Source organism: Flavobacterium sp. W20_MBD1_R3, from assembly GCF_052119725.1.
Lineage (GTDB): Bacteria > Bacteroidota > Bacteroidia > Flavobacteriales > Flavobacteriaceae > Flavobacterium.
This window is the reverse complement of record NZ_JBGQOR010000002.1, coordinates 370,349-394,666: the sequence shown is the minus strand read 5'-3', so window position 1 is coordinate 394,666 and position 24,318 is coordinate 370,349. Positions and strand designations below refer to the sequence as shown.

22 protein-coding genes and 2 tRNA genes are annotated in these 24,318 nt (G+C 35.5%); 18 read left to right on the top strand and 6 right to left on the bottom strand.

The annotated features are described in order from the left end of the window. Nucleotides 1-506: 506 nt before the first annotated feature. From dnaE to ACEN2F_RS04785, 7 genes are all read left to right on the top strand, one after another. Complete coding sequence (gene dnaE / locus ACEN2F_RS04815) at nt 507-5,042, top strand: DNA polymerase III subunit alpha (RefSeq protein ID WP_441736608.1); 4,536 nt, start codon at nt 507-509, stop codon at nt 5,040-5,042. 176 nt (nt 5,043-5,218) lie between these two features. Beyond that, nucleotides 5,219-6,082 (top strand): outer membrane beta-barrel protein, encoded by an 864-nt coding sequence (locus ACEN2F_RS04810; RefSeq protein ID WP_441736607.1) that lies wholly within the window; start codon nt 5,219-5,221, stop codon nt 6,080-6,082. 349 nt (nt 6,083-6,431) lie between these two features. Then, the gene (gene trxA / locus ACEN2F_RS04805) at nt 6,432-6,749 is read left to right on the top strand and encodes a thioredoxin (protein ID WP_126454285.1); all 318 of its coding nucleotides are present in this window, start codon (nt 6,432-6,434) and stop codon (nt 6,747-6,749) included. A 254-nt stretch (nt 6,750-7,003) separates the two neighbouring features. Beyond that, nucleotides 7,004-7,930, top strand: a complete 927-nt coding sequence (locus ACEN2F_RS04800) for a DUF58 domain-containing protein (RefSeq protein WP_441736606.1) — start codon at nt 7,004-7,006, stop codon at nt 7,928-7,930. An 86-nt stretch (nt 7,931-8,016) separates the two neighbouring features. Then, nucleotides 8,017-8,090, top strand: a tRNA-Asp gene (locus ACEN2F_RS04795). Nucleotides 8,091-8,258: 168 nt separating this feature from the next. Further along, nucleotides 8,259-8,335: transfer RNA gene (locus tag ACEN2F_RS04790), tRNA-Asp, on the top strand. 55 nt (nt 8,336-8,390) lie between these two features. Continuing rightward, nucleotides 8,391-8,651, top strand: coding sequence for a GIY-YIG nuclease family protein (locus tag ACEN2F_RS04785; protein ID WP_441736605.1), 261 nt, complete (start codon nt 8,391-8,393; stop codon nt 8,649-8,651). A gap of 106 nt (nt 8,652-8,757) precedes the next feature. On the opposite strand, the gene ACEN2F_RS04780 is transcribed toward ACEN2F_RS04785, so the two are convergent. Continuing rightward, a complete protein-coding gene (locus tag ACEN2F_RS04780) occupies nt 8,758-9,258 on the bottom strand; it encodes a DUF456 domain-containing protein (RefSeq protein WP_441736604.1) in 501 nt (166 codons plus the stop codon). Between the two features lie 219 nt (nt 9,259-9,477). On the opposite strand from ACEN2F_RS04780, the gene ACEN2F_RS04775 reads away from it, so the two are divergent. Further along, on the top strand, nt 9,478-9,699 hold the full coding sequence (locus ACEN2F_RS04775) for a hypothetical protein (protein WP_441736603.1): 222 nt from the start codon (nt 9,478-9,480) through the stop codon (nt 9,697-9,699). A 42-nt stretch (nt 9,700-9,741) separates the two neighbouring features. Then, on the top strand, nt 9,742-10,218 hold the full coding sequence (locus ACEN2F_RS04770) for a hypothetical protein (protein ID WP_441736602.1): 477 nt from the start codon (nt 9,742-9,744) through the stop codon (nt 10,216-10,218). A 195-nt stretch (nt 10,219-10,413) separates the two neighbouring features. On the opposite strand, the gene ACEN2F_RS04765 is transcribed toward ACEN2F_RS04770, so the two are convergent. Further along, nucleotides 10,414-11,514: a glycosyltransferase family 2 protein gene (locus ACEN2F_RS04765; RefSeq protein ID WP_441736601.1), complete on the bottom strand. Its 1,101-nt coding sequence runs from the start codon at nt 11,512-11,514 to the stop codon at nt 10,414-10,416. A gap of 10 nt (nt 11,515-11,524) precedes the next feature. Beyond that, the gene (locus ACEN2F_RS04760) at nt 11,525-12,496 is read right to left on the bottom strand and encodes a hypothetical protein (RefSeq protein WP_441736600.1); all 972 of its coding nucleotides are present in this window, start codon (nt 12,494-12,496) and stop codon (nt 11,525-11,527) included. A 167-nt stretch (nt 12,497-12,663) separates the two neighbouring features. On the opposite strand from ACEN2F_RS04760, the gene ruvC reads away from it, so the two are divergent. The 6 genes from ruvC to ACEN2F_RS04730 all read left to right on the top strand — a co-directional run bounded on the left by ruvC (nt 12,664) and on the right by ACEN2F_RS04730 (nt 16,975). Then, nucleotides 12,664-13,218, top strand: coding sequence for a crossover junction endodeoxyribonuclease RuvC (gene ruvC, locus ACEN2F_RS04755; protein WP_091203117.1), 555 nt, complete (start codon nt 12,664-12,666; stop codon nt 13,216-13,218). Between the two features lie 105 nt (nt 13,219-13,323). Further along, nucleotides 13,324-13,695, top strand: coding sequence for a four helix bundle protein (locus ACEN2F_RS04750; RefSeq protein WP_441736599.1), 372 nt, complete (start codon nt 13,324-13,326; stop codon nt 13,693-13,695). A gap of 87 nt (nt 13,696-13,782) precedes the next feature. Next, nucleotides 13,783-14,937: a radical SAM family heme chaperone HemW gene (hemW, locus tag ACEN2F_RS04745; RefSeq protein WP_441736598.1), complete on the top strand. Its 1,155-nt coding sequence runs from the start codon at nt 13,783-13,785 to the stop codon at nt 14,935-14,937. A 96-nt stretch (nt 14,938-15,033) separates the two neighbouring features. After that, nucleotides 15,034-15,810: a cyclase family protein gene (locus ACEN2F_RS04740; RefSeq protein WP_441736597.1), complete on the top strand. Its 777-nt coding sequence runs from the start codon at nt 15,034-15,036 to the stop codon at nt 15,808-15,810. 15 nt (nt 15,811-15,825) lie between these two features. Then, nucleotides 15,826-16,197, top strand: a complete 372-nt coding sequence (locus ACEN2F_RS04735; protein ID WP_441736596.1) for an MmcQ/YjbR family DNA-binding protein — start codon at nt 15,826-15,828, stop codon at nt 16,195-16,197. A 67-nt stretch (nt 16,198-16,264) separates the two neighbouring features. Further along, nucleotides 16,265-16,975, top strand: coding sequence for a PH domain-containing protein (locus ACEN2F_RS04730; protein WP_441736595.1), 711 nt, complete (start codon nt 16,265-16,267; stop codon nt 16,973-16,975). Nucleotides 16,976-17,051: 76 nt separating this feature from the next. Here the strand turns inward: ACEN2F_RS04730 and ACEN2F_RS04725 are convergent, their stop codons facing one another. From ACEN2F_RS04725 to ACEN2F_RS04715, 3 genes are all read right to left on the bottom strand, one after another. Beyond that, nucleotides 17,052-18,152, bottom strand: coding sequence for a DUF4407 domain-containing protein (locus ACEN2F_RS04725; RefSeq protein ID WP_441736594.1), 1,101 nt, complete (start codon nt 18,150-18,152; stop codon nt 17,052-17,054). A 197-nt stretch (nt 18,153-18,349) separates the two neighbouring features. Then, a complete protein-coding gene (gene pckA / locus ACEN2F_RS04720; RefSeq protein ID WP_441736593.1) occupies nt 18,350-19,954 on the bottom strand; it encodes a phosphoenolpyruvate carboxykinase (ATP) in 1,605 nt (534 codons plus the stop codon). 73 nt (nt 19,955-20,027) lie between these two features. After that, entirely contained in the window at nt 20,028-20,420 is a 393-nt protein-coding gene (locus tag ACEN2F_RS04715) for a DUF423 domain-containing protein (RefSeq protein WP_441736592.1), read from the bottom strand. Between the two features lie 223 nt (nt 20,421-20,643). Here ACEN2F_RS04715 and ACEN2F_RS04710 point away from each other — a divergent pair, with 223 nt between their 5' ends. The 3 genes from ACEN2F_RS04710 (at nt 20,644) to ACEN2F_RS04700 (ending at nt 23,969) form a co-directional block, all read left to right on the top strand. Continuing rightward, nucleotides 20,644-22,014 carry a saccharopine dehydrogenase family protein gene (locus ACEN2F_RS04710; RefSeq protein WP_441736591.1) on the top strand — a complete coding sequence of 457 codons (1,371 nt, stop codon included), beginning with the start codon at nt 20,644-20,646 and terminating at the stop codon, nt 22,012-22,014. 429 nt (nt 22,015-22,443) lie between these two features. Continuing rightward, complete coding sequence (locus ACEN2F_RS04705) at nt 22,444-22,980, top strand: STM3941 family protein (protein WP_441736590.1); 537 nt, start codon at nt 22,444-22,446, stop codon at nt 22,978-22,980. Between the two features lie 152 nt (nt 22,981-23,132). Then, a complete protein-coding gene (locus ACEN2F_RS04700; protein WP_441736589.1) occupies nt 23,133-23,969 on the top strand; it encodes a DUF4886 domain-containing protein in 837 nt (278 codons plus the stop codon). Nucleotides 23,970-24,318: the final 349 nt, after the last annotated feature.

The window sequence follows — 24,318 nt, the reverse complement described above, 5'->3', positions numbered from 1 at the left end:
GATATTTCTTTACTGATTTTTATCTTTTTAGCTTCTTTTGTAGAAATATTATTTTCAATTATATATTTTGGTAAATCAACTTTTCAAGGTTTTTAATGTTTGTTGAATAGTTAAAATATGCTTCTAAAACGGGATTTTATTTATGAATCTTTAATGATCTGCTATAAAAAAGGTCTTTTTTTTAATTTTAAAGATGCTGATTGACTTTTTTCGAAATTGTTTTTAAACCTGATTTAGTGAGTATAAGACCTGTTTTTTAGTCATATTTCAATATTTTTTTTGATAAAATACTACGACATCCAAAAAAGCAATATGTCTTCTTTTTATCTTTTAATAAGATGCAATCAGCTGATTTGTTGAAAGTGATTGTAGTTTTAACAAGAGAATAGTCCTCAAAAATAATTTTGTTTTTTGTTGATAATTTACTTCTATTCTACTCTAAAAAAACTAAATTTGAAATTCATTTTTTGCGATTTTTTAAAATCACAAACTCTTCAAATCCAGCTATGTACTTAATATTCGATACCGAAACCACAGGATTACCAAAGCGTTGGGGCGCTCCCATTTCAGATACGGATAACTGGCCGCGTTGTATTCAAATCGCTTGGCAGTTACACGATGATATGGGGAAACTCATCGAGCATCAGGATTATTTAGTCAAGCCCGAAGGGTTTAATATTCCGTATGATGCAGAACGAATTCACGGTATTTCCACTGAATTAGCAGAAGCCGAAGGGATTTCTTTAGCCGAAGTTTTAGGGAAATTTAATGCTGTTTTAGATAAAGCCAAATTTATTGTAGGTCAGAATTTAGGTTTTGACATTAATATTATGGGCTGCGAATTTTACAGAATGGGGGTTGAAAGCCAAATGAGTTCTATGCCAATTCTGGACACTTGTACCGAAGTTACCGCTTCCTTATTGAAATTACCTGGAGGTCGAGGAGGTAAATTCAAGTTGCCTACGCTGACGGAATTACATAGTTTTCTTTTTAATAAACCTTTTGGAGAGGCGCATAACGCGACTGCCGATGTTGAGGCAACTACACGTTGTTTTCTCGAATTAATTCGTCGTGATATTTTTACTAAAGAAGAACTTGATGTTTCAGGGCGTTATTTTCAAGATTTTCAAAATAAGAATCCAAGTGAGATCAAACTCATTGGTTTAAAACATATCAATCTTAAAGAAGCTTCTGATAAAATTCGCCAGCAGTTTGGAGAAAAACAAGCGCCAGCGGTTTCAAGAGCGGAACTTTCAGAGAACAAAAAAGTACTTGTTGATGCGTCTTTCGTGCATTTGCACAACCATACGCAGTTTTCGGTTTTGCAATCTACCATAAGTGTGGCGGCATTGGTAAAAGCGGCTTCGCAGCAAAAAATGGCTGCCGTTGCTATGACTGATCATGCAAATTTGATGGGCGCTTATCATTTTGTTCGGGATATTTTATACCATAATAAAGCGGCTGAAGCTAAGAACAAAACGGCTATTGAAAACGGCGAAGAACCTACTGAAGTTTCGATGAAACCCATCGTGGGTTGTGAATTTTTTGTTTGCGATGACCGTAAAAATAAAAAAATTAAAGACAACGGCTACCAAATCGTACTTTTGGCGAAGACCAAAAAAGGCTATCATAATTTAGCTAAAATGTCTTCGATTGCCTATACTGAAGGTTTTTATTATGTGCCCAGAATTGATCGAAAAGTCATTCAGGAATTCAAAGAAGATATTATTGTTTTGTCAGGAAACTTGTATGGTGAAATTCCAAATAAGATTTTAAATCTTGGAGAAAACCAAGCCGAAGAAGCTTTGATTTGGTGGAAAAATGAATTCAAAGATGACTTCTATATTGAAGTGATGCGACACAATCAGGAAGATGAAAATAGAGTGAATAGTACTTTAATTTCTTTGGCCAGAAAACACGATGTCAAGATTATTGCGACCAATAACACTTTTTATATTGATAAGGCCAATGCCAATGCGCACGATATTTTACTCTGTGTTCGGGATGGTGAAAAACAAACTACGCCCATAGGTCGTGGCCGTGGGTACCGTTACGGATTGCCCAATCAGGAATATTATTTCAAATCAGGAGAGGAAATGAAAAAACTCTTCAATGATTTACCGGAATCTATTTCGAATATTTCGGAGATTGTAGATAAAATCGAAATTTACGATTTGGCTCGCAAGATTTTGTTGCCCAAATTTGATATTCCAACAGAGTTTTTAGTTCCCGAAGATGCTTTAGACGGGGGCGTTCGAGGAGAAAATGCCTATTTACGGCATCTTACTTTTGAAGGAGCCAACAGACGATATCCCGAAATTACGGAAGAAATTCAAGAAAGACTGGATTTTGAATTATTGACAATTTCTAATTCTGGTTATCCGGGTTATTTCCTTATTGTACAGGATTTAATTGCTGAGGCGAGAAGTATGGGCGTTTCTGTAGGACCGGGAAGGGGATCTGCGGCGGGATCAGTGGTGGCATATTGTTTGAAAATCACCAACATTGACCCACTGATGTACAACCTGCTTTTTGAGCGTTTCCTGAATCCGGATCGGGTGTCACTACCCGATATTGATATCGATTTTGATGATGAAGGACGCAGCAGTGTGATGGATTATGTGATCAGGAAATACGGTTCTAAACAAGTGGCGCAAATTATCACTTATGGTAAAATGGCGACAAAATCAGCGATTCGAGATACAGCTCGTGTTTTGGATTTACCATTATTTGAAGCTGATAAAATTGCAAAATTGATTCCTGGAATGATGCCTTCAAAATGGAATTTAGCGCGTTTTTTAAATGAAAAGGACGATGTAATTAAGAAGGCCGTTCGTCCCGAAGAATACGATAAAATAAAAGAATTAATAGGCCTTGCTAATGAAGATGATTTGGGTGGAGAAACCATTCAGCAAGCCAAAGTTTTAGAGGGAAATCTAAGAAATACAGGAATTCATGCTTGTGGAGTGATTATTACACCCAGTGATATTACTGATTTTGTTCCTGTGGCTACCGCCAAAGATTCTGATTTGTATGTAACCCAATTTGACAACTCGGTGGTGGAAAGTGCCGGTTTGTTAAAAATGGACTTCTTGGGTTTGAAAACCCTAACACTAATAAAAGATACCGTCAAATTAGTAAAATACAGAACCGGAATCGATCTCAATCCAGACGAGTTTCCTATTGATGATTTAAAAACGTATGAGCTTTTTCAACGTGGAGAAACGGTTGGTATTTTCCAGTATGAATCAGCCGGAATGCAAAAATACATGAAGGAATTGAAGCCTACGGTTTTTCCGGATTTGATTGCAATGAATGCTTTATATCGTCCGGGACCAATTGCTTATATCCCAAGTTTTGTCAAGCGAAAAAACGGCGAAGAGGAAATTATTTATGACCTTGATGCCTGTGAAGAATTACTAAAAGATACATACGGAATTACCGTTTACCAAGAACAAGTAATGCTTTTGTCCCAAAAACTGGCGGATTTCTCTAAAGGGGATGCGGATGTTTTGCGTAAAGCGATGGGAAAAAAACAAAAGGACGTTCTAGATAAAATGAAACCTAAATTTATAAGTCAGGCTGCTGCCAAAGGGCATCCTGAAGACAAATTAGAGAAAATATGGAAAGACTGGGAAGCCTTTGCAGAATATGCCTTTAATAAATCACACTCAACTTGTTACGCTTGGATTGCCTACCAGACCGCTTTTTTAAAAGCCAATTATCCGGCCGAATATATGGCGGCAGTTTTATCTAATAATATGAGTGATATAAAGCAGGTTTCATTCTTTATGGAAGAATGCAAGCGAATGGGATTGCAGGTTTTAGGTCCTGATGTGAATGAGTCATTTTATAAATTTACTGTCAACGATGATTATGCGGTTCGTTTTGGGATGGGAGCTGTAAAAGGAGTAGGTTCAGGAGCTGTAGCAACAATTGTGGAAAACAGAAAAGACGGAAGGTATAAGTCGATTTTTGATTTAACGAAACGTATTGATTTACGTGCCGCGAATAAAAAAGCATTAGAGAATCTGGTTTTGGCTGGTGGTTTAGATTCGTTTTTAGGAACCACGAGAGCACAATATTTTCATGATGATGGAGACGGAATAACCTTTTATGAAAAAGCAATTCGGTATGGGGCTAAATTTCAGGAAAATGAAAACTCAGCACAAGTAAGTTTGTTTGGAGAAAGTAGTGATGTACAAATTGCGGAGCCTATTATTCCGCCTTGTGAGGATTGGAGCACTATGGAAAAATTAGCCAAGGAAAAAGAAGTAGTTGGGATTTATATTTCGGGACATCCGCTGGACGATTACAAATTTGAAATGAAATATTTTTGCAATGCCAAACTAGAAGCGCTCAAAAATATGGAACTTCATGTCAGCAAAAGTTTAACTTTTGGGGGGATTATCAACAATGTGCAGCATCGTGTGGCTAAAAATGGCAAAGGCTGGGGTATGTTTACTTTAGAAGGATATGACGAAAGTTATGAGTTTCGGATTTTTGGAGAAGAGTATTTGAAGTTTCGCCATTTCCTAATTCAGAACAATTTTACGTTTATGAAAGTAGCTGTTAAGGAAGGCTGGACTGATCGGGATACCGGTAAAAAAGGAGATCCAAGATTGCAGTTTGTGTTAGTGCAATACTTGCAAGACGTTTTAACTACGTTTGCTAAAAAGTTGATTTTGTTGCTGAATATAAACGATTTAGAAGCTGAATTTATCCACAAGTTAAATCATGTTTTCCAAGAAAACAAAGGCGATAATACTGTTGCTTTTGAAATTATGGAATTAGAAAAAATAAAACGATTAATAGAAAATACACCGGTACTTGTTGAAAGTGAAGAGGCTGTTTTTGTAGACGAGAATGAAGAACCAGATGCTTTAGAATCAGACGATCTGGAGGTTGCTACCGCAACAGAAATTGAAGAAATAACAGTGGTGACTAAACTGACAATGCCAAGTAGGAAGTTAAAAGTTAAAATTTCAAATGAATTGTTAGTTGAATTAGAGAAAATGCAAATTAATTTTAAATTAAACTGATTTTTTAACAGTTAAAAATAAATTTTTATAATGTTGTTTTTGTTAAAATAGTGCTTGTATAGTAAAAATTTAGCATAGCGTTTGACAGAACTGTCGTTTGTGTTTTTTGGGCGCTAAATGCCCGTAATCGTTGGTTATATTTACATTATGTTTGTGTAAATTAAACAGCAAAAATCATGAAAAAGAATTTATTTTTATTTGGATTTATGTTTTGTTCTATTGTTATGATAGGGCAAACGGAAAAGAAAGAAAGTTGGTATTTTAAATTAGGAGGCTCTTATTTTCTTCAAACTGCTGCAACGGAATTTCCTGCAGTAGGAGGACAGTCAGCATTAAGTAAAGTGTATGTTGGAGGAAATTTAGTTTCCGAAGAGAGTATAACAGGATCTTTTGGAGAAGGTTTTCGCACATCTGGTAGCGTAGGGTATCGTTTCACGGATCGCTTGGGTCTGGAAATGGGAGTCAATTATTATAACAGTACGGATAAAACAATGGTCAAAAGAGTTGATGATGGCGCAACAACATTACGGTCAGTTGGGCAAATTACGGCTTTTGATTTAGCTCCAGCAGTGGTGTTTTTTCTAGGAGAAGTAAAAGGATTTGAAACCTATTCTAAAGTTGGCGTAATTGTGCCTATTCATGGAGATTTAACAATTGAAACCAATGCTGTTGCCGGTGCGGGTGTAAATGTGTTTAGTAAAGACGTAATCAAGCCAAATCCTACCGTAGGTTTTCAAGCAGCTTTAGGAACTTCATATAAGTTGGCCAAAAACCTTTCTGCTTTTGCAGAATTGGAGTATCGCAACTTCACTGTTCATGGTAAAGATAAAGAAACTACTGAATTTACTGTTAATGGAACGGATAGATTGAACACGCGCACAACATCGCAGATTTTTTCTAATTACTCAGACCGTTTAGACAGTAACTCTAATAACGCACAGTTTAATACGGTAGACACTTCCAGACCTACAGATGAGTTGAGTTCCTATGTTGGGATTAGCGGATTGGGCTTAACGCTTGGAGTGAAATATAGTTTGTAAGAGATGAAAATTTAGATTTTTTAAAAGGCTGTCTAAAATGACGGTCTTTTTTAGGTATAAATGTTTTGGTTTTCAGGAAGTTCCTAGCCCTGAGGGGAGCGGCATCTCCCGATTTAGAAAAACAAGGCTTTTTAGCCGTAGTTTTTGTTAATTGGGAATACAGCGTACAGCAGGAAATAGCTCCAAATATTTAATAAAAGGAGAATAGTGAGCCTATTGAATAATAATTTACGATGTAGAAATAGTCAAAACTAATTCGGGAATAGTGTTTGATTTGTTTTTAATTTCTAAATTTGTATTCTAGTTTGGAATTTTAAACATTCAAACAATAAACTTAAAATTAAATAGTATGGCTTTAGCAATAACAGACGCGAATTTTGAAGAATTGGTTTTGAAATCTGACAAACCAGTAATGGTTGATTTTTGGGCTGCATGGTGTGGACCGTGTAGAATGGTAGGACCAATCATTGATGAACTGAGTACTGAATATGAAGGAAAAGTAGTAATAGGAAAAGTAGATGTTGACGCAAATCAGGAATTTGCTGCAAAGTATGGAGTGAGAAATATACCAACAGTATTGGTTTTTCACAACGGAGAAGTAGTAGGTAAGCAAGTAGGGGTAGCCCCAAAACAGACTTACGCGGATAGTTTAGACGCATTGTTGTAATCAGTAGATTATAATTTAGATAGGATCTGTAATGGATTCAGGGAAAAGGTTTGGCGAGAGTCAAGCCTTTTTTTTGGTTTTAAATCAGAAAGGGGCGGGTTGTAAAGTTTTAAATTTTAATATTTAGGTCTCTTTGGTTTAAAAAATTCATTTGTTAACGGTGAAACTGTAGTACAAGGCGAATCTGCTGGTGTACTGTTTTCTTCTTCCTTTTTAAATTTTTAAATCGTTCAATCTTTTAATATATTTGGTAGATGAAGATCGAATCGCAAATAGAGAAAATTTCCAGTTTTCAGCATCTGGAGTTACTGGCCAATCAGGTTGTTGAGGGCTTTATTTCAGGAATGCATAAGAGTCCGTTTCATGGTTTTTCGGCTGAGTTTGCCGAGCATAAAGTCTACAATGTTGGCGAAAGCACAAAGCACATTGATTGGAAATTGTTTGCCAAAACGGATCGTTTGTATACGAAACGTTTTGAGGAAGAAACGAATTTGCGATGCCATCTGATTATTGATAATTCCTCATCGATGCATTATCCAAAACTAAAAGACAGTCAGAATTTTTTTGAGAATAAGATTGGTTTTGCTGTTTTGGCTTCAGCGGTTTTAATGAATCTGTTGAAGAAGCAACGAGACGCTGTCGGGATTAGTGTGTTTTCGGACACCTATGAGTACTACGCGCCTGAAAAAGGCAGTGATCGCCATCATCGAATGATATTAAACACACTTGAAGGACTTTTAGAGAAACCTGCGGCTAAAAAGAGTACTGATACGGTTACGTTCTTGCACCAAATAGCGGAGAAAATCCACCGCCGTTCGATGATCATCTTATTTACGGATATGTTTCAATCTGGCAACGAGGAAGCGTTATTTAATGCGCTGCAACATTTGAAGCACAACAAGCATAAAGTAGTTTTATTTCACGTTGTTGATAGCAAAACCGAGTTGAATTTTGACTTTGATAATGCTCCAAGGAAGTTTATTGATGTGGAGACAGGAGAAGAAGTAGCAATTTTTGCGGATAATATCAAAGAAGAATATGGAAAACAGGTAGAAAGTTACTTCAAAAAGCTGGCTTTGACTTGTTCTCAAAACCGAATAAAGTACATTCCGGTAAGCGTGGATGAAAGTTTTGAAAAAATAGTGATGACATACTTGGTTGAAAAACAAAACTTTGGATGATGGTGCTGAATTTTATCAATTATTTTTTTTAAAAACGCTTGCGTAAACGGAAATCTATTGTATCTTTGCCACCGCAATAACGCAGAGGTTTGGTAGTTCAGTTGGTTAGAATACATGCCTGTCACGCATGGGGTCGCGGGTTCGAGTCCCGTCCAGACCGCAATATTGGGGAAAGCCTTTCGTAACAGAAAGGCTTTTTTGCCCCATAAGGTTTTTAACGTTAGTTGTGTTGTTTGCTGCGAATTTGTAACTCGTAGCGGGTTTAGTAGTTAGACCAATGAAAAGCTTTCCACTTTGTGGATAGCTTTTTTGATTTAAAAAGAAAGCTGGTTTGGTAGTTCAGTTGGTTAGAATACATGCCTGTCACGCATGGGGTCGCGGGTTCGAGTCCCGTCCAGACCGCCAGTAATAAAAAAGCCTTTCGTATCGAAAGGCTTTTTTTGTTTTTGTAAAATTCAAAATGATAATCGATAGGTATTTTGGTTGCATCATAAAAAATCATCAAGGATTATTTTATAAGGGATTTACACAAGAATTTGATAAGCGTTTAATGGAAAACAATACCAATCTAAGTTGTCACAAATCTGTTCAAAGGCGATGGGCGTTGGCGTATTTCAAAGAATTTGAAACAAAAATAAAAGCATTAAAAGAAGAATTGCAATTAAAAAAGCCGCATTTTGCTTCCATAGAAAGAGTAGTGAGTAATTTCCAAGCTGAATAGAATACATGTCGGTCATTTCGTCTTTTGGGTCGAGACGGGTTCCAGTCCTTTCGTTCCAAAAAAGAGGCCAGTAGTAAAACTTTTTTTGTTTCTATAAGTTTGTAAATTAAAACAATTCCGATTTATGGCTCCAGACAATCCATATAAACAATCCAAAATACATTACGCAAATCACAAACTTCATGAAACTAGATGCCAGAAAACCCACAAAGGAACCTGCGGCTGCTTTCAAAGCTCTGTTGTGGTCTTTAAAATCGTAAATAAGTTCACCTATCAGTGCGCCTAAAAAAGGCCCGATAATGAAGCCAAAAGGAACGGGAGCAATAATTCCAACAACTAGTCCAATATTTGTTCCCCAAATACCATACGAACTTCCGCCAAACTTTTTGGTTCCCGTGGCTGGAATCACGTAATCTAATACCGAAACGATAACAGTGACTAAAAATGTAATTCCTAAAATCCAATAATTCGCTGGAACAGCATTCGTAAAATAGAGTAATGCAAGCCCAACCCAACTTATAGTTGGTCCAGGCAAAACCGGTAAAAAGCTACCAAAAACACCTAAAATTACACACATAAAACTGAGAACCAAAAGCAGTACATCCATAAATTTATTTTTAGTAATTTTGAAAATCCAAAGCAACACGTAACAAGCTTATGAAAGGAATTAAATTAAGTTTTTTATTTACGATTATGTTCCTTTTCGCTTTTTTTTCATGGACTGTAAATGCCCAAGAAAAAATTATAAATGATAATGATACGCTTTTAAAGGAGGCCATTTATAACGGAAACAGAGCAAAAGTATTGAATTTTTCCTTGAAAGAGTTTGACGCACTTTTTTTTTGAATTTTTTGATAAAAAATCAGATGTCGATGTAGTGTTGACAAAAGAGGAGTTTTATAAATACACCATTCAGATTGCTGCTTTTTCAGATCGATTGGCGGCTTTGTATCCAAATCAAAAAGAAATTGCTACCGCAAATAAAAAGAGATGGTTTGCTGAAAACTATGAAGATTATTTGCTTTACAAAGCATCTCAAATAAAATAATTGTATTTTTATAAAATATTAGTTCCATTCAAAAACAAAACCTTGAAGCCATATTACCTTTTTTTAGTATTTATTTTTTTTAATTCCTGTCAATACTTTGACAAACAAATTCCCTCGGAAAAAGAATTGTTGCAAAAGGAATTGAAAGCCATTAACTGGAAAGAAGTCGACGAATATCCATCAGTAGTAGATTGTGAAAAAATAGAAGATAAAAAACAACGCCAACAGTGCTTTTTTGAGGTTTTAACGCAGTTGATTCAAGATAAATTGAGCGTTGATACCCTATCTATTCTTTATCCTGAACTGGATACGATTGAAGTGAAAGTGACTGTCTTTCCTAATGCATCCCTGCAATTTGAGCCTCAATTTTCAAAAGATTCAGTGGCGTATGACACCATAAAAATTGATAGTATTCTAAAAGTCCGTTTGGTGAATTTTCCCAAAATAAATCCAGCTCTTAAGCGTGGAATTCCCGTAAAAACACAATTTATTCTGCCAGTAATTCTAAAAGTTGAGTAGTTCTAAAAAGGATTTTCGAATGAAGAATAGCGATTTTTGATTTCAGATTACGTTATTATTTGCTTTTTAGCTCGGATGACGATTCTTGATTTAAGTAAACCTTTAGAAATCTCTAATAATTATAAGCAAAAAACACACTGTTTTAGTTTTTTAATCTTGCGTTAAATCAAAAATCGTTAATCAAGAATCTGCAATCTAAAATCTTCGGCCTTTCCATTCGTATTTTCCAAACAAAGAATACAAAGCCACGCTAACGCTAAAAAAAGGATAGAACAAACTACTTAAAATTAAATACTTCATTTTGCTTTTGGTTAAAAATGAATTAGTCTCGTATATCAAAACGACATCAACAGGAAATTTTAAAAGTAACAGCAAAAGTATATTTTGAAACGGAATAATGCGCAGGATCCAACACCCCACACCCAACACCAAACATAAATTTCCCGCAAAAACGATCATCGCCAATCCTTTCCCGAAAGTACTTTGATAGGAACTTGTTTTAGAGGCCCAACGAACGCGCTGATGGAATAATGATTTCCAATTATCCAGTGGTTTTGTGATAACAATATTACTTTTAGATTTTAGATAATGCACTTTTTCAGGGGATTTGGCAATCGCTTTTTGTAACAGGAAAACATCATCGCCACTGGCAATTCTATCATTTCCTTCAAAGCCATTTAGCTCTTGAAAAAATGATTTGGTGTATGCAAAGTTAGCGCCATTGCACATAAAACCTTTTTTAAGACCAAAACTCCCAATGGTGGCGCCTTGTAAACTTGCTAAATCTAACTGCTGAAAATGATGTAGAAATGAACTGCCACAATCATAAGTCACCGCTCCTGCAATCATCGCAACATTATGGAGCTGAATGTAATTATCCAATGTCAATAACCAGTTTTTATCAACAACACAATCGGCATCGGTGGTGATGATCCAGTCCGTATTGACAATTTGCATCGCGGTTACAATTGCATCTTTCTTGGGTGAATTCGTAACCCGAACATTCTTTATTATCTGAACACTGAGCACAGAGCACGGAGCTATGAACACTTCTTCCGATTCATCATCGACCAGAATCACTTCGAATAATTCCGTCGGATAATTTAACTTCGATAAGCTGTTTAATAGAATAGGTAGATTTTCAGCTTCATTACGAAAAGGGACGATAATTGAGAATTTTGTTTTTGGCGCTACCCCAGTAAATTTAATTGTATTTAATTTAATGAAACCATAAATCAAAAGTCCAATAAAAACGGCATAAATCAAAAGCACCAAAAATAAAACATTTGTAATCATAACTATCTTATTAAGTTTTATCTCCCTCAGTTTTGGAGAGAATTGGGGAGAGAATTTTAAAATTAAACACATAATAACTGCCAATTATCACAGGTAAGACCACATTTAAAAACCACATTAAAGTCGAAATGAAAATGACAATCCATTCATTCACACCTAAAATTCCAAAGAAATAAACCGCAACACTTCCTTTTACGGCAAAGTCTAAAAACTGAAAAGTAGGCAGCGATGAGGCTAAGAAATAAACGGATGATATGGTGGCAATCAAGGTGAAATAAGGCAAGTCTACATCAAAAGCCAGAAACAAAAAGTAGTATTGGTGGGAGAAAACTAAATACCTACAAATACCCAAGAAGATATTTTTTTGGTGAATTGATTTTGGGATTTCATTAATCTTATGAAGCAGTTTTTCGATAGAATACCCTTTGATAGTGATTTTTTTGACCGAAAATAAAACTACAAAAAGGAGTATTAGAAATCCAAAAAGCAACGCTACCGTTTTTGGGGTAATCACGTGGTACTGCGCATTGAAATACAACAATCCAAAAATTCCAAAAATAACGGTCAGTATCATTTGGATTCCGTTGCAAATAAGGTTTAAGAAAAGCACTTTTTTAGTGTTTGATTTATCAAAAAACAACGCTTTTCCGGCATATTCGCCTACGCCGTTTGGGGTAAACAGCCCGGCAGTCAGCGCGGCAAGAACTTGTTTGGTGGCTTGTCCCAAAGAAATTTTTTGAATAAACTGGACTAAATTTTGCCATTTCAATATTTCAAAAAACCGATTTAAGATACTCAATAACAAAATAAACGCGATTCCGCCAATGGACTGATTTTTCTGGAATAAAACAGTGAATTTTTGCCAATCTAATTTGTCATTATTTGCCAATTGATTGTAAATAAAATAAAACGCGCCGCCCACAATCAAAACTTTGATTAGAAGTACAAGGAATTGCTTAGTTTTGTGTGGAATTGAAATCATTGGTGCAAAGTAAAGCAAAAGTATTGTGAAAAAGCTATTTCGCAGAGATTCACAAAGAATTAGCGAAAATTCACAAATGAATAGTAGGAGGATGGCAAACTTAGTGCATCTCTGTGGTACCTACGAGTACCTTCGTGTAATTACAAAGAAGTATAAATTATAAAGAATTGGCAAACGAGCGCATCATATTAGGAATTGACCCGGGAACAACGATCATGGGCTTTGGATTGATAAAAATTGTCAATAAAAAAATGGAGTTTTTGCAACTGAATGAACTGCAATTGTCCAAATATGACAATCATTATCAAAAATTGAAAATCATTTTTGAACGCACTATTGAGTTGATTGATACCCATAATCCAGATGAAATTGCGATTGAAGCCCCTTTCTTTGGTAAAAACGTGCAGTCGATGCTGAAATTGGGACGCGCACAAGGTGTGGCCATGGCGGCGGGACTTTCGAGAGATATACCCATTACGGAATACGAACCCAAGAAAATAAAAATGGCAATTACCGGTAACGGAAACGCCAGTAAAGAACAAGTTGCCAAAATGCTTCAGCAACTTTTAGGACTGAAAGAATTACCTAAAAATCTTGATAGTACCGATGGATTGGCAGCCGCAGTTTGTCATTTTTTCAATTCTGGAAAAGTGGTTGGGGAGAAAAGTTATACCGGTTGGGATGCTTTTGTAAAACAAAACGAAGAACGAATAAAAAAGTGATCAGTGTTCAGTATTTTAGTGTTCAGTTGTGTTGGACCGGGATGAGTAGTTAGTTTTTAGCAGTTTTAATTAAGTTAGAGTATTCCGTTTTTTAAAATGTATCATATGAGATTCCAAGATTTATTAGCCTATAAAAAATCGTTTGCATTAGCAATGAAGGTTTTTGAAATAACAAAATCATTTCCAAAGGAAGAAACCTATTCATTGACAGATCAAATTCGGCGCTCTTCAAGAAGTGTTCCTGCAACTATTGCTGAAGCATATAGAAAGAGGACTTATCCAAAACATTTTTATAGTAAGTTGACCGATTCTGATGGGGAAAATTCAGAAACGCAAGTTTGGTTAGAGTTTGCCGTATCTTGTAAATATATTTCTGAAGCTATTTATCAGGAATTTATTTCTGAAAGTTTAGAAATTGGAAAACTTGTAAATTATATGATATTGAATCCTGAAAAGTTTGGAGTTAGAAAGGAGTGATCAGTATATAATACATATTTGCTTTCTCTAGACTGAACACTAAAAATCTGACCACTGACCACTTTCTTATAACTGAACACTGAATTAATGAGCGGAATCTACATTCATATCCCTTTTTGCAAGCAGGCTTGTCATTACTGTGACTTCCATTTTTCGACTTCGATGAAGAAGAAGGACGAGATGGTTTTGGCTATTGCCAAAGAAATCCAAATGCGTAAAAGCGAGTTTTTACTTCTCGACGGCGCTCAAAATGACCATAAAATTGAAACCATTTATTTTGGTGGTGGAACGCCGAGTGTTTTGACATCCGAAGAAATTAATTTTTTGATCGCTGCAGTTTATAGTAATTATGCTGTGATTGATAATCCTGAAATTACCTTGGAAGCCAACCCGGATGATTTGTCAAGTGAACGAATAATCGAATTGTCTAAAAGCAAAATTAACAGGTTGAGCATTGGGATTCAGTCTTTCTTTGAAGATGATTTGCGATTGATGAATCGGGCTCATAATTCGGCGGAAGCCAGAAAATGTCTGGAAGAATCCGCCAAATATTTTGACAATATTTCCCTTGATTTGATTTACGGAATTCCGGGAATGAGTAATGAGAAATGGAAACAAAATATTGCAACAGCTTTGAGTTTTGGGATTCCGCATATTTCGAGTTATGCGCTGACAGTAGAACCAAAAACGGCTTTGAATAAACTCATTCAAACGGGGAAAATAGCTGCGCCTATAGATGAAGTCACGCAAGAGCATTTTGCCATTTTGGTCGAAACACTCGAAGCCAAAGACTTTATTCACTATGAATTATCGAATTTTGGGAAGGAGAATTACTTTTCTAAGAATAATTCAGCGTATTGGTTGGGGAAAAAATACATCGGAATTGGTCCTTCGGCGCACAGTTATGATGGCATTTCGAGAAGTTGGAATGTGTCTAATAATTCTATTTATTTGAAATCTATTCAAGAAGACAAATTGCCCAATGAAATAGAAATTCTTTCGGTTATGGACCGATACAACGAATATGTTATGACGGGTTTACGGACGATTTGGGGCGTTTCTTTGGATAGAGTCAAAACTGAATTTGGAATTGAATATTTGGAATATCTGAAAAAACAAGTACAGAAGTTCCTTGATGACGATTTAGTTTTAGTCCAAAATAATATATTGAAACCAACGAAAAAAGGAAAGTTTTTGACGGATGGAATTGCATCGGATTTATTTTACTTAAATTTGGAGTAGTTTAAATCCGTCACAAAGAGGTGAAGAAGCAAAGAAATCCTTGAAATTTCAGGGAATTTTGTGTCTTTTTACTTTAGTGGCATAAAATAAAAAAGTGTGCTAGCAAAAATTCAACAAAATAACAACAGTTTCGAAGTCGATTTGTCAAAGCCTTTAGATATTTCGATTCCGCTGACCAATACGGATGAAAATCCTATTGCGTGGTATATTAGTAAGCCTGTGATTGAGCCAGTACGATTTGAGGAATGGGTAGGGAAGGTTTCTGTAGGAATGTCATCTACAAATTTCAATAATATTTTATTTAATCCTCACGCGCACGGCACACATACCGAGTGTTTAGGGCACATTACAAAAGAATTTTACAGCATTAATAAATCCTTGAAGCAGTTTTTCTTTGTTTCGGAATTGATTTCAGTACCATTTGAAGATAGAGATGGGGATTTGGTAATTACTCAAGAGGCGATAGAAAATGCTTTGCAGGGAAGATCTCCAGAAGCACTTGTTATTAGGACCTTACCTAACGGGGAAGATAAAAAATCCAGAAAATATTCGCATACAAACCCGCCCTATCTTACTGAAGAGGCCGCTTTATTTATCAGGGAATGCAATATTCAGCATTTGCTTATTGATTTACCAAGTGTTGATAAAGAAAAAGATGAAGGGAAACTCTTAGCGCACAAAGCCTTTTGGAATGTTACTGATGTGACTGTTTTAAATACAGAAGCTCGCTTGAATGCTACGATAACCGAAATGATTTTTGTTGCAGATGCTGTTGCAGATGGAAGTTATTTATTGAATTTACAAATTGCTTCTTTTGAGAATGATGCCAGTCCGAGTAAGCCGGTCTTGTATGCTATTTTAAACAACGACTAAAAATAATTTCCTAAGATGAACTTAGAAACCTACTATGAATATTGTCTTTCAAAGAAAGGGGTTACAGAACATTTTCCCTTTGATGATGATACTTTAGTTTTTAAAGTGGGAGGAAAAATGTTTGCATTATCATCTTTACAACAGTGGGAGAAAGGAGAGCCAGCAGTCAACTTAAAATGTGATCCGGAACGCGCAGTGGAGTTACGAGCTGACTATCAAGAGATTCAGCCTGGTTTTCATATGAGTAAAATTCATTGGAATACGATTGCCGTTAACAAAGGGGTTTCGGATGTATTGATCAAACAATTGGTGGATCATTCCTATGAGTTGGTTTTCAAAAGTTTAACAAGGAAATTGCAAAATGAAATTCAGGAATTACAAAATTAGGTATTACTTTTGCCAATAAAAATCAAAAGAAAATTATAAATACCTGCGAATAAATAAGCATCAGAACATGAAAGAACAATTTAAGAAGTTTTTAAACGAAGAACAAGACCCAAAAGCTATTGACAAAATTGCTTCAAAACTGAGTGATTTATTAATGAAGAATGAAGAAATTGGCTATATTGCTGTTCAAAAAAAACCAGCGATAACCGTTTTGCCTGATAGTATTGTGATGACTAATAAGAGAATTATTATTTGTCAACCCAAAAATTTGGGGCTTTCAATGAATTTTATTGATTACACTTGGGACGAGATTGAAGGAACTTTTGTAAAAGAAAACATTTTGGGTTCTGAGTTTTCTTTTACAACCAGAACAAATATGGAAGTTTCCATTGATTATATTCCTAAAATACAAGCGCGAAAGATTTTTACCTACGCTAAAGAACAATTGGATATTTTGAAAACAGGAGCAGTATTGAATGCAACACTTGTAGATGGAGTTCCGGTTACACCAATAGCAGAAGATGAGATTGTTGAAGAAATGGAAACGGAAGAGGTAACTAATTTTGCCGAAATAATGTCAATAGCACAGCCCAATTTTACTGCTGATAGTCAGGAATTCGAGGAGATAGCGGTGTCATCTAAAGAAAAATCGCTAAATGATTTATCACAAGATGAACTTTTTGAAAAATTGCAGAATTATAAAAAATTGCTTGACAACGGATTGATTCTACAAGGAGAATATGATGCTTTCAAAAAAGAAATTTTGAGTCATATGTAATTAGTCTTAAAGTTGAAAGTCATAAAGTCAAAAGATTTTTTACCACCTTTTGAGTTCAGGAATTTCAATCTTTGACTTAAAGCGTTTTTTTCTGCTTTTCTACAAAATTATTGGATTGTAATTCAAGTAAATCTGTAGCGTTTTTTCGCTGTAGATCATACAGTTTTTTATCCTCAGCAATATCTCCGTAGACTTTATCGTGCATCGTTGCACTAGTTTTTACTAACAAAGTGCGTTGGTATTTGTCCTGTTCGATTGTTGCTCGCAGTGCTGTTTCAAGGTCTTCTAATTTATAATCGTATTCTCCTTTTGGAGAAAGTAATTTGGCAATAATAGGAGAGGTTTCAATAGCTAAAAACAAGAGCATGATAAAAAAGGAAGGCAGCCAAGGCAGCTTATCCAAGGCATTGATTCGAGCCATTAAACCGTCAAATCCATCAATAATAGGTTGGGTTTCGGTCACTTTTTTATCTAAATCGGTTTGGAGGGTTTTGGTATTTTTTTCCATTTCAGCAATTTTAGCCAAGTTGGTTTTTTGTAAGGTGTCCAGTTCTTGTTTTGCCAAATCATGTTTGGCAATTTTTTCTTTAAAAACAGGACCTTTGCCCAGTTTTTTGGTTCCTGCAGTTCCTTCGGCCTCTTTTATGTAGGTTTCATAAAGGGTATTTACTTCTTTTTCTTTATTAGTGATTTCCGATTTTAATTTATCGATTTCTGTTTTATTTTTATCCAAATCCGCTTTGAAATAATTGGCCACTTCCTTTTTGTTATTCAAAGCCATTGCATTTTTCTCTTTCAATAAAACGGTATTAATTTCCTTTTCGAAGATTTTAATTTCCAATGGTTTCGAAATTACAACAGCAATAATAATGGCTAAAATAATTCGGGGAGTTGCCTGTAGAAATTCGCTTCCCGGTTTGTCTCTTTTTCGAATAGTGGAAACAATAAAACGATCCAGATTAAAAATGAGTAAACTCCAAACTACACCAAATGCAATTGCGGGATACATACTGTCAAAAACGGTATACAGCGCGTACGAGCTGGCAAGAAAAGCCAGGACCGCAGTAAAGAAAACAGTGGCGCCAATACCTACATATTTGGTTTGTTCGCCTTCGGAACAACCTTCAAGAAGATCTTTATCTGCTCCGGAACACAGTATAAAAAATTGTTTTAACATAATTGATTTTTTGATTGCTTCGCCAGTTTGTTATTCCGGCTCAGATGATTGATGATTACAAATTTAACGACAAAAAACGGATTGTGGTATAAATACTTGATAGGTATTCATTTATGGCTTTTTGTTACGGTTGGTCCTAAATAAAAGAGAGCCGTTCACAAGGAACAGCTCTCTTTCTTTTTTGAATTATAATTAACTTATGCGATTGGTGCACCCGCCATAATTTCGGCATTGGCAAATTCTTCAAATTTGGTGAAGTTGGCTTTGAATTTTTGAGCTAATTCCACCGCCTTTTTATCGTATAGTTCTGGGTCTTCCCATGTATTTCTAGGATTTAGAATTTCGCTGGGAACATTTGGACAGGTCTGCGGTTTTGCAATTCCAAAAACTTCGTGGTTCTCATACGGTACATCGTCCAATTCACCGTTTAATGCAGCGGTAATCATGGCGCGTGTGTATTTTAGTTTCATACGGCTTCCTATTCCGTAAGGACCTCCAGTCCAACCCGTATTGATGAGCCATACTTTTACATTAGCATCTTTCATTTTTTTAGTCAACATTTCAGCATATCTAGTTGGGTGCAACGGCATGAAAGGAGCGCCAAAACAAGTAGAGAAGTTAGGTTGAGGTTCTGTGATTCCGGCTTCAGTTCCGGCAACTTTTGCTGTGTATCCGGAGATGAAATAGTAAGCTGCTTGTCCTGGAGTCAGGCGTGAAATAGGAGGCAGAATCCCGTAAGCATCCGCCGTTAAAAAGAAAATATTCTTAGGATTTTTTCCAATGGAACCCGGTTGAATGTTATCAATATGGAAAATTGGATAGCTTACTCTAGTGTTTTCGGTTATGGTCACATCTTCAAAATCAACTTCGTTCCCGGTTCCTGGTTTGATTCCCACGTTTTCTAAAATAGAACCTTTTTTGATTGCTTTAAAGATGTCTGGTTCGTTTTCTTCAGAAAGATTGATCACTTTGGCGTAGCAGCCTCCTTCAAAATTAAAAACGGTATTTTCATTCGTCCAGCCGTGTTCATCATCTCCAATTAACTTTCTGTTTGGATCTGCTGATAAAGTTGTTTTTCCGGTGCCTGACAATCCAAAGAAAATGGCTGTATCTCCGTCTTTTCCAACATTTGCACTGCAGTGCATGGGTAACGTATTTTTGAAAACGGGTAGAATGAAATTCAATGCGGAGAAAATCCCTTTTTTCATCTCACCGGTGTAGCCAGTTCCACCTATAAGCACTACTTTTCTTGTAAAATCGAGGATTGCAAAATTGCTTTGACGTGTTGCATCAACTGCAGGATCCGCCATAAAACTTGGCACACAAAGTAACGTCCATTCTGGGGTAAAATTTGCTAATTCCTGAACTTCTGGTCGCAAAAACATGTTGTAGCAAAATAAATTAGCCCAAGCAGTTTCTGTCACTACTCTAACATTTAATCTATAATTTGGGTCTGAACACACGTATGAATCTCTGACAAAAATTTCTTTGCCGGATAAATAGGCAGTGACCTTGCTGTATAATTTTTCAAAATCGTCAGGTGCAAAAGGAATGTTGACTTTCCCCCACCATACTTCATTTTCGGTGATGCTGTCTTTAACTATAAAACGATCCAAAGGAGATCGACCTGTGTAAGCTCCGGTGTTAACCGCTAAAGATTCACTTGAAACTTCGATTCCTTGTCCAGATTTGATGGTGATGTCATGTAATTCATCAGGCGATAACTGGTAATGAATCTTTGCATTTTCAATTCCTAATTCTTTTAACGAAATCGATTGCGTGAAAAGGGTGTTATTGTCCATTTTATTTTGTTATGAAGTTTGTTTTTTGAGACAGCTAAAGTAGATATTAAATATTAGATAGAATTTGATTCTTCTAATTTTGTGCTTTTTTATTTAAAATATTTATCAATAAAATGCCCCAAGCTACTATTAATAGGAGTCCGCCAATAGGAGTAATAAATCCAATGATACTAAAATCAAAAGAAGTAAGGGTGTTTGTCGCTAAAAGATAAATCGACCCAGAAAACAGAATTACACCCGTGAGGATTAAGGTATACAGTGTTTTTTTAGTTTTTTGCGAGAGGTCTTTCAGAAGTCCAACAAACAATAAAAACAGTGCATGGTACATTTGGTAGCGTACACCGGTTTCAAAAGTAACTAGTTGCTCAACAGACAGTGTTTTTTTGAGGGCATGTGCGCCAAAAGCGCCAAGGATTATAGCAATCATTCCTAGAATTGTTCCAGTTGTAAGTATCTTTTTGTCCATTATAATTATGTTTGATACAAAAGTATTTCATATCGCCTAACTTTAAAAGTATTTGGAGTGATACTTTCAAGTGAACTTAGTTTGATTGTGTCAGAAGCAGAACATTTTTATTTTAAAATGCAAAAGGCAAAACTACGGGCAAGAGCGCTTTTTCAGTAAATTATTTGGAGTTATTTGTTATAAATACAACATTTTTGTATGTTTGTGTTATAAATAAATACAAATGAGAACAATTTTAATCATCGGAGCAGGAAGATCAGCTTCATCTTTGATACAGTATCTTTTAAATAAATCTGAAAAAGAGAATCTACATCTTCTTATTGGTGATTTGTCTTTGGCTTTGGCCCAAAAAAAGACAAATAATCACTCTAATGCAACGGCGATTGCCTTAGACATTTTTGATGAAAAGCAAAGAAAAGAGGCAATTCAGAAAGCCAATATTGTTATCTCCATGTTGCCGGCTCACTTGCATATCGAGGTGGCTAAAGATTGTATTGTTTGTAAAAAGCATCTGGTTACCGCATCGTACGTAAGTGATGCTATGCAGGAATTAGATACTGCTGCCAAAGAGAATAATCTGATTTTTATGAATGAAATTGGACTTGATCCCGGGATTGATCACATGAGTGCGATGAAAGTAATTGATAAAGTGAAAGACAAAGGTGGTAATTTGCTACTCTTTGAATCTTTTTGTGGTGGATTGGTAGCTCCGGAATCCGACAATAATCGCTGGAATTACAAATTTACCTGGGCACCACGCAATGTGGTTCTCGCTGGTCAGGGCGGCGCTGCTAAGTTTATTCAGGAAGGGACATACAAATACATTCCCTATTGTAATTTGTTCCGCAGAACCGAGTTTCTCGAAGTAGAAGGATATGGTCGATTTGAAGCCTATTCAAATCGGGATTCCTTGAAATACCGCAGCGTGTATGGATTAGATAATGTACTCACTTTATATAGAGGAACAATACGCAGGGTTGGTTTTTCTAAAGCTTGGAATATGTTTGTGCAGTTAGGAATGACAGATGACAGTTATGTCATGGAAAATTCGGAGAATATGAGCTACAGGGGATTTGTAAATTCGTTCCTGCCGTATCATCCTACGGATTCTGTAGAAATTAAAACGCGTTTGATTCTGAAAATTGACCAAGACGATATTATGTGGGACAAATTGTTGGAACTCAATTTATTCAATCCAGACAAAAAAATAGGTTTAAAAAATGCAACACCGGCTCAAATATTAGAGAAAATATTGACTGACAGTTGGACGCTTCAACAAGATGATAAGGATATGATTGTGATGTATCACAAATTTGGCTATGAGTTAAACGGTAAAAAGGAACAAATAGATTCAAAAATGGTTTGCATCGGTGACGATCAAACCTACACAGCCATGGCTAAAACAGTGGGTTTACCCGTTGCAATGGCGACCTTATTAATCTTGAATGGTAAAATCACGACTCCGGGAGTGCAATTGCCCATTCGTAAGGAAGTTTATGAGCCTATTTTGAAAGAATTAGAAGAATACGGAGTTGTTTTCAAGGAACAATCCATGCCGTATTTAGGATACAATCCGGATAAAGAGTTTAGTTAGTAGTTTTTTAGATTTTTAGTTTGATAAATCCGCTCCATTTTTTGCAGCGGATTTATTTTTTAAAATTCTTTATTTATGCTGAGCGTAGCCGAAGTATGGGCATGACCCTGCAAATTGCTTCGTCGTTCCTCCTGGCAACTTCGGGTCGGGCTGTTCGCTGCAATCTTTATGTTTTTAAAGAAAAAACATAAAGGATTTTCGCTGCCATCCCTCACGCAACGCATTCTAATGATGCACGTTTATTTTACTAAATTGTAAGAAAATTTTAATATATTTGGTAAACGCAAAGCGAAACAAACCTTCGCTTATCTACCCATGTTTGGGTGTGTATACGAAGGGTTGTTTCGATTATATACAAGTTAGCCGTCATTGTACCACAGAAAGGAGAAAAAAGAACTGAAATTTAAACCAAAACGAAACTAAAAAATAATGTCAGAAGAAAATCAAATTGAAATACCATTGAGTAAACAAAAAATGTATTTGATGTTATTTGGTTCAATAATATTTGTTGTAATCGGAACTTGGTTAGTAGTAAATCCACCTAAAAGTAATCATTCAATTTTCGGAAATCCAATGGTGATTTTAATAAGCGGAATATCTGCAATTATTTTTTTTGGTTATACTACGTTTATACTTTTAAAAAAATTGCCTGACAATAAACCAGGTTTAATAATTAACTCCGAAGGAATAATTGATAATTCTAGTGGAGTTGCGGCAGGAATAGTTTTATGGACAGATATAATCGAAATTTCTACAGCGAACGTAATGAACCAAAAATTCTTAATGTTTATTGTAAAAAATCCTGAAGAATATATAAATCGTCAAAATGGAATTGTGAAAAGAAAAGCAATGGAAATAAATTATAAAACTTATGGTTCACCAATTAGTATTTCCGCAAATACTTTAAACACAAATTTTGAAGAGTTATATAAATTATTAAAAAGAAAATTCAAAGAAAGCACATAAAAACAACGAACGGCTAACAGCCACTACAACGGATTTGGGCAATAGGCTTAATGGAAAGTTGGTTTTGTATTTGGAAAATTTGTGTTTAACCGAAAAATAGAGCTTAATTTAGTCCCAAACCCGCTGTACTAGCAAGACGTCACCTGTAAATTATGAGAAACTTTCTACTAATCATTTTAGCTTTTACAATTACCAATTGTAAATCTCAAAAGCCACAATCATCTAAAGAACTGAATGTCTTGTTCATTGGAAACAGTCTGACTTATTTTTACGATATGCCTCAAACTCTTCAAATGATGTTGAATGAAACAAATTCAAATATAAAAATTGAACATAGCACTTTTCCAGGAATGTCATTGTCTGATCATTTGGACAACATAATCGAATCTCGGACAGAGAATGGAATTAGCGCAAGAAAAAAGGAGGATGGAGAAACCACAGAAACTGAAATAAAAATAGCCGAAAAAAATTGGGATATTATTATTCTACAAACTGGAACTGTTAGTGTATTGATTCCTGAAAATCGTGATTTAAAAATTAACAAAGCCATTACGGATATTAAAAAGTTAGTTTCTAATCCAAAATGCAAATTTATACTTTTCAATACTTGGCCTTCAAAAAATGAATATCCCAAACAATATTGTTATCCGTCAAGAGTGATAGATAAATCAATAGAAAAAGAAAGATGTTGTTCGCCAATTCTTGAGAATTTAGAACAAGAAAGTAGACTAATAAATGAATCCTATGATTTAGTTGCACAGAAAAATAACTTGTTGAAATCTGACAATGGAAATAAATTCTACGAGGTTTTAACAAAACATCCCGAAATAGAACTTTATGAAGATGATAGTCACCCAAATAAATATGGAGCTTTTCTAAACGCCTGTGTTTTTTACCAAATGCTGACTGACAAAAAAGCGTCTGAATTAAAATTCAACGGAGAAATCGAACCAAAAACTGCGGAATTATTAAAACAAGTTGCGAAATAAAAACTACAGGTAATAGTTAGGGTTTCGTTGCGGCTCTAAGCCGAACAATGAAACCCGTGTTGAACGGAACCGGTCACTGGCATGAACTATAGAGTCTTCCTAAAATTGTGAGAGAGAATATTAAGAGGATTTAGTGTCCTCTTTTTTTTGGGCGTGACCCTGCAAATTGCTTCGTCGTTCCTCCTAGCAACTTCGGGTCGGGCTGTTCGCTGCAATCTTTATGTTTTTAAAGAAAAAACACAAAGGATTTTCGCTGCCATCCCTCACGCAACGCATTCCAATGCTTAGAAGTTTTTTTACAAAATTGTAAGAAAATTTTAATATATTTGGGAAACGCAAAGCGAAACAA

Excerpts from the sequence above, each read along its gene's own strand:
- ACEN2F_RS04715 (WP_441736592.1), bottom strand. The coding sequence starts at position 20,420 with ATGGACAAAAAGATACTTACAACTGGAACAATTCTAGGAATGATTGCT.
- ACEN2F_RS04710 (WP_441736591.1), top strand. The coding sequence starts at position 20,644 with ATGAGAACAATTTTAATCATCGGAGCAGGAAGATCAGCTTCATCTTTG.
- ACEN2F_RS04700 (WP_441736589.1), top strand. The coding sequence starts at position 23,133 with ATGAGAAACTTTCTACTAATCATTTTAGCTTTTACAATTACCAATTGT.
- dnaE (WP_441736608.1), top strand. The coding sequence starts at position 507 with ATGTACTTAATATTCGATACCGAAACCACAGGATTACCAAAGCGTTGG.
- ACEN2F_RS04705 (WP_441736590.1), top strand. The coding sequence starts at position 22,444 with ATGTCAGAAGAAAATCAAATTGAAATACCATTGAGTAAACAAAAAATG.
- ACEN2F_RS04725 (WP_441736594.1), bottom strand. The coding sequence starts at position 18,152 with ATGTTAAAACAATTTTTTATACTGTGTTCCGGAGCAGATAAAGATCTT.
- ACEN2F_RS04735 (WP_441736596.1), top strand. The coding sequence starts at position 15,826 with ATGAACTTAGAAACCTACTATGAATATTGTCTTTCAAAGAAAGGGGTT.
- trxA (WP_126454285.1), top strand. The coding sequence starts at position 6,432 with ATGGCTTTAGCAATAACAGACGCGAATTTTGAAGAATTGGTTTTGAAA.
- hemW (WP_441736598.1), top strand. The coding sequence starts at position 13,783 with ATGAGCGGAATCTACATTCATATCCCTTTTTGCAAGCAGGCTTGTCAT.
- ACEN2F_RS04750 (WP_441736599.1), top strand. The coding sequence starts at position 13,324 with ATGAGATTCCAAGATTTATTAGCCTATAAAAAATCGTTTGCATTAGCA.
- ACEN2F_RS04730 (WP_441736595.1), top strand. The coding sequence starts at position 16,265 with ATGAAAGAACAATTTAAGAAGTTTTTAAACGAAGAACAAGACCCAAAA.
- ACEN2F_RS04800 (WP_441736606.1), top strand. The coding sequence starts at position 7,004 with ATGAAGATCGAATCGCAAATAGAGAAAATTTCCAGTTTTCAGCATCTG.
- ACEN2F_RS04780 (WP_441736604.1), bottom strand. The coding sequence starts at position 9,258 with ATGGATGTACTGCTTTTGGTTCTCAGTTTTATGTGTGTAATTTTAGGT.
- pckA (WP_441736593.1), bottom strand. The coding sequence starts at position 19,954 with ATGGACAATAACACCCTTTTCACGCAATCGATTTCGTTAAAAGAATTA.
- ACEN2F_RS04785 (WP_441736605.1), top strand. The coding sequence starts at position 8,391 with ATGATAATCGATAGGTATTTTGGTTGCATCATAAAAAATCATCAAGGA.
- ACEN2F_RS04765 (WP_441736601.1), bottom strand. The coding sequence starts at position 11,514 with ATGATTACAAATGTTTTATTTTTGGTGCTTTTGATTTATGCCGTTTTT.
- ACEN2F_RS04760 (WP_441736600.1), bottom strand. The coding sequence starts at position 12,496 with ATGATTTCAATTCCACACAAAACTAAGCAATTCCTTGTACTTCTAATC.
- ACEN2F_RS04810 (WP_441736607.1), top strand. The coding sequence starts at position 5,219 with ATGAAAAAGAATTTATTTTTATTTGGATTTATGTTTTGTTCTATTGTT.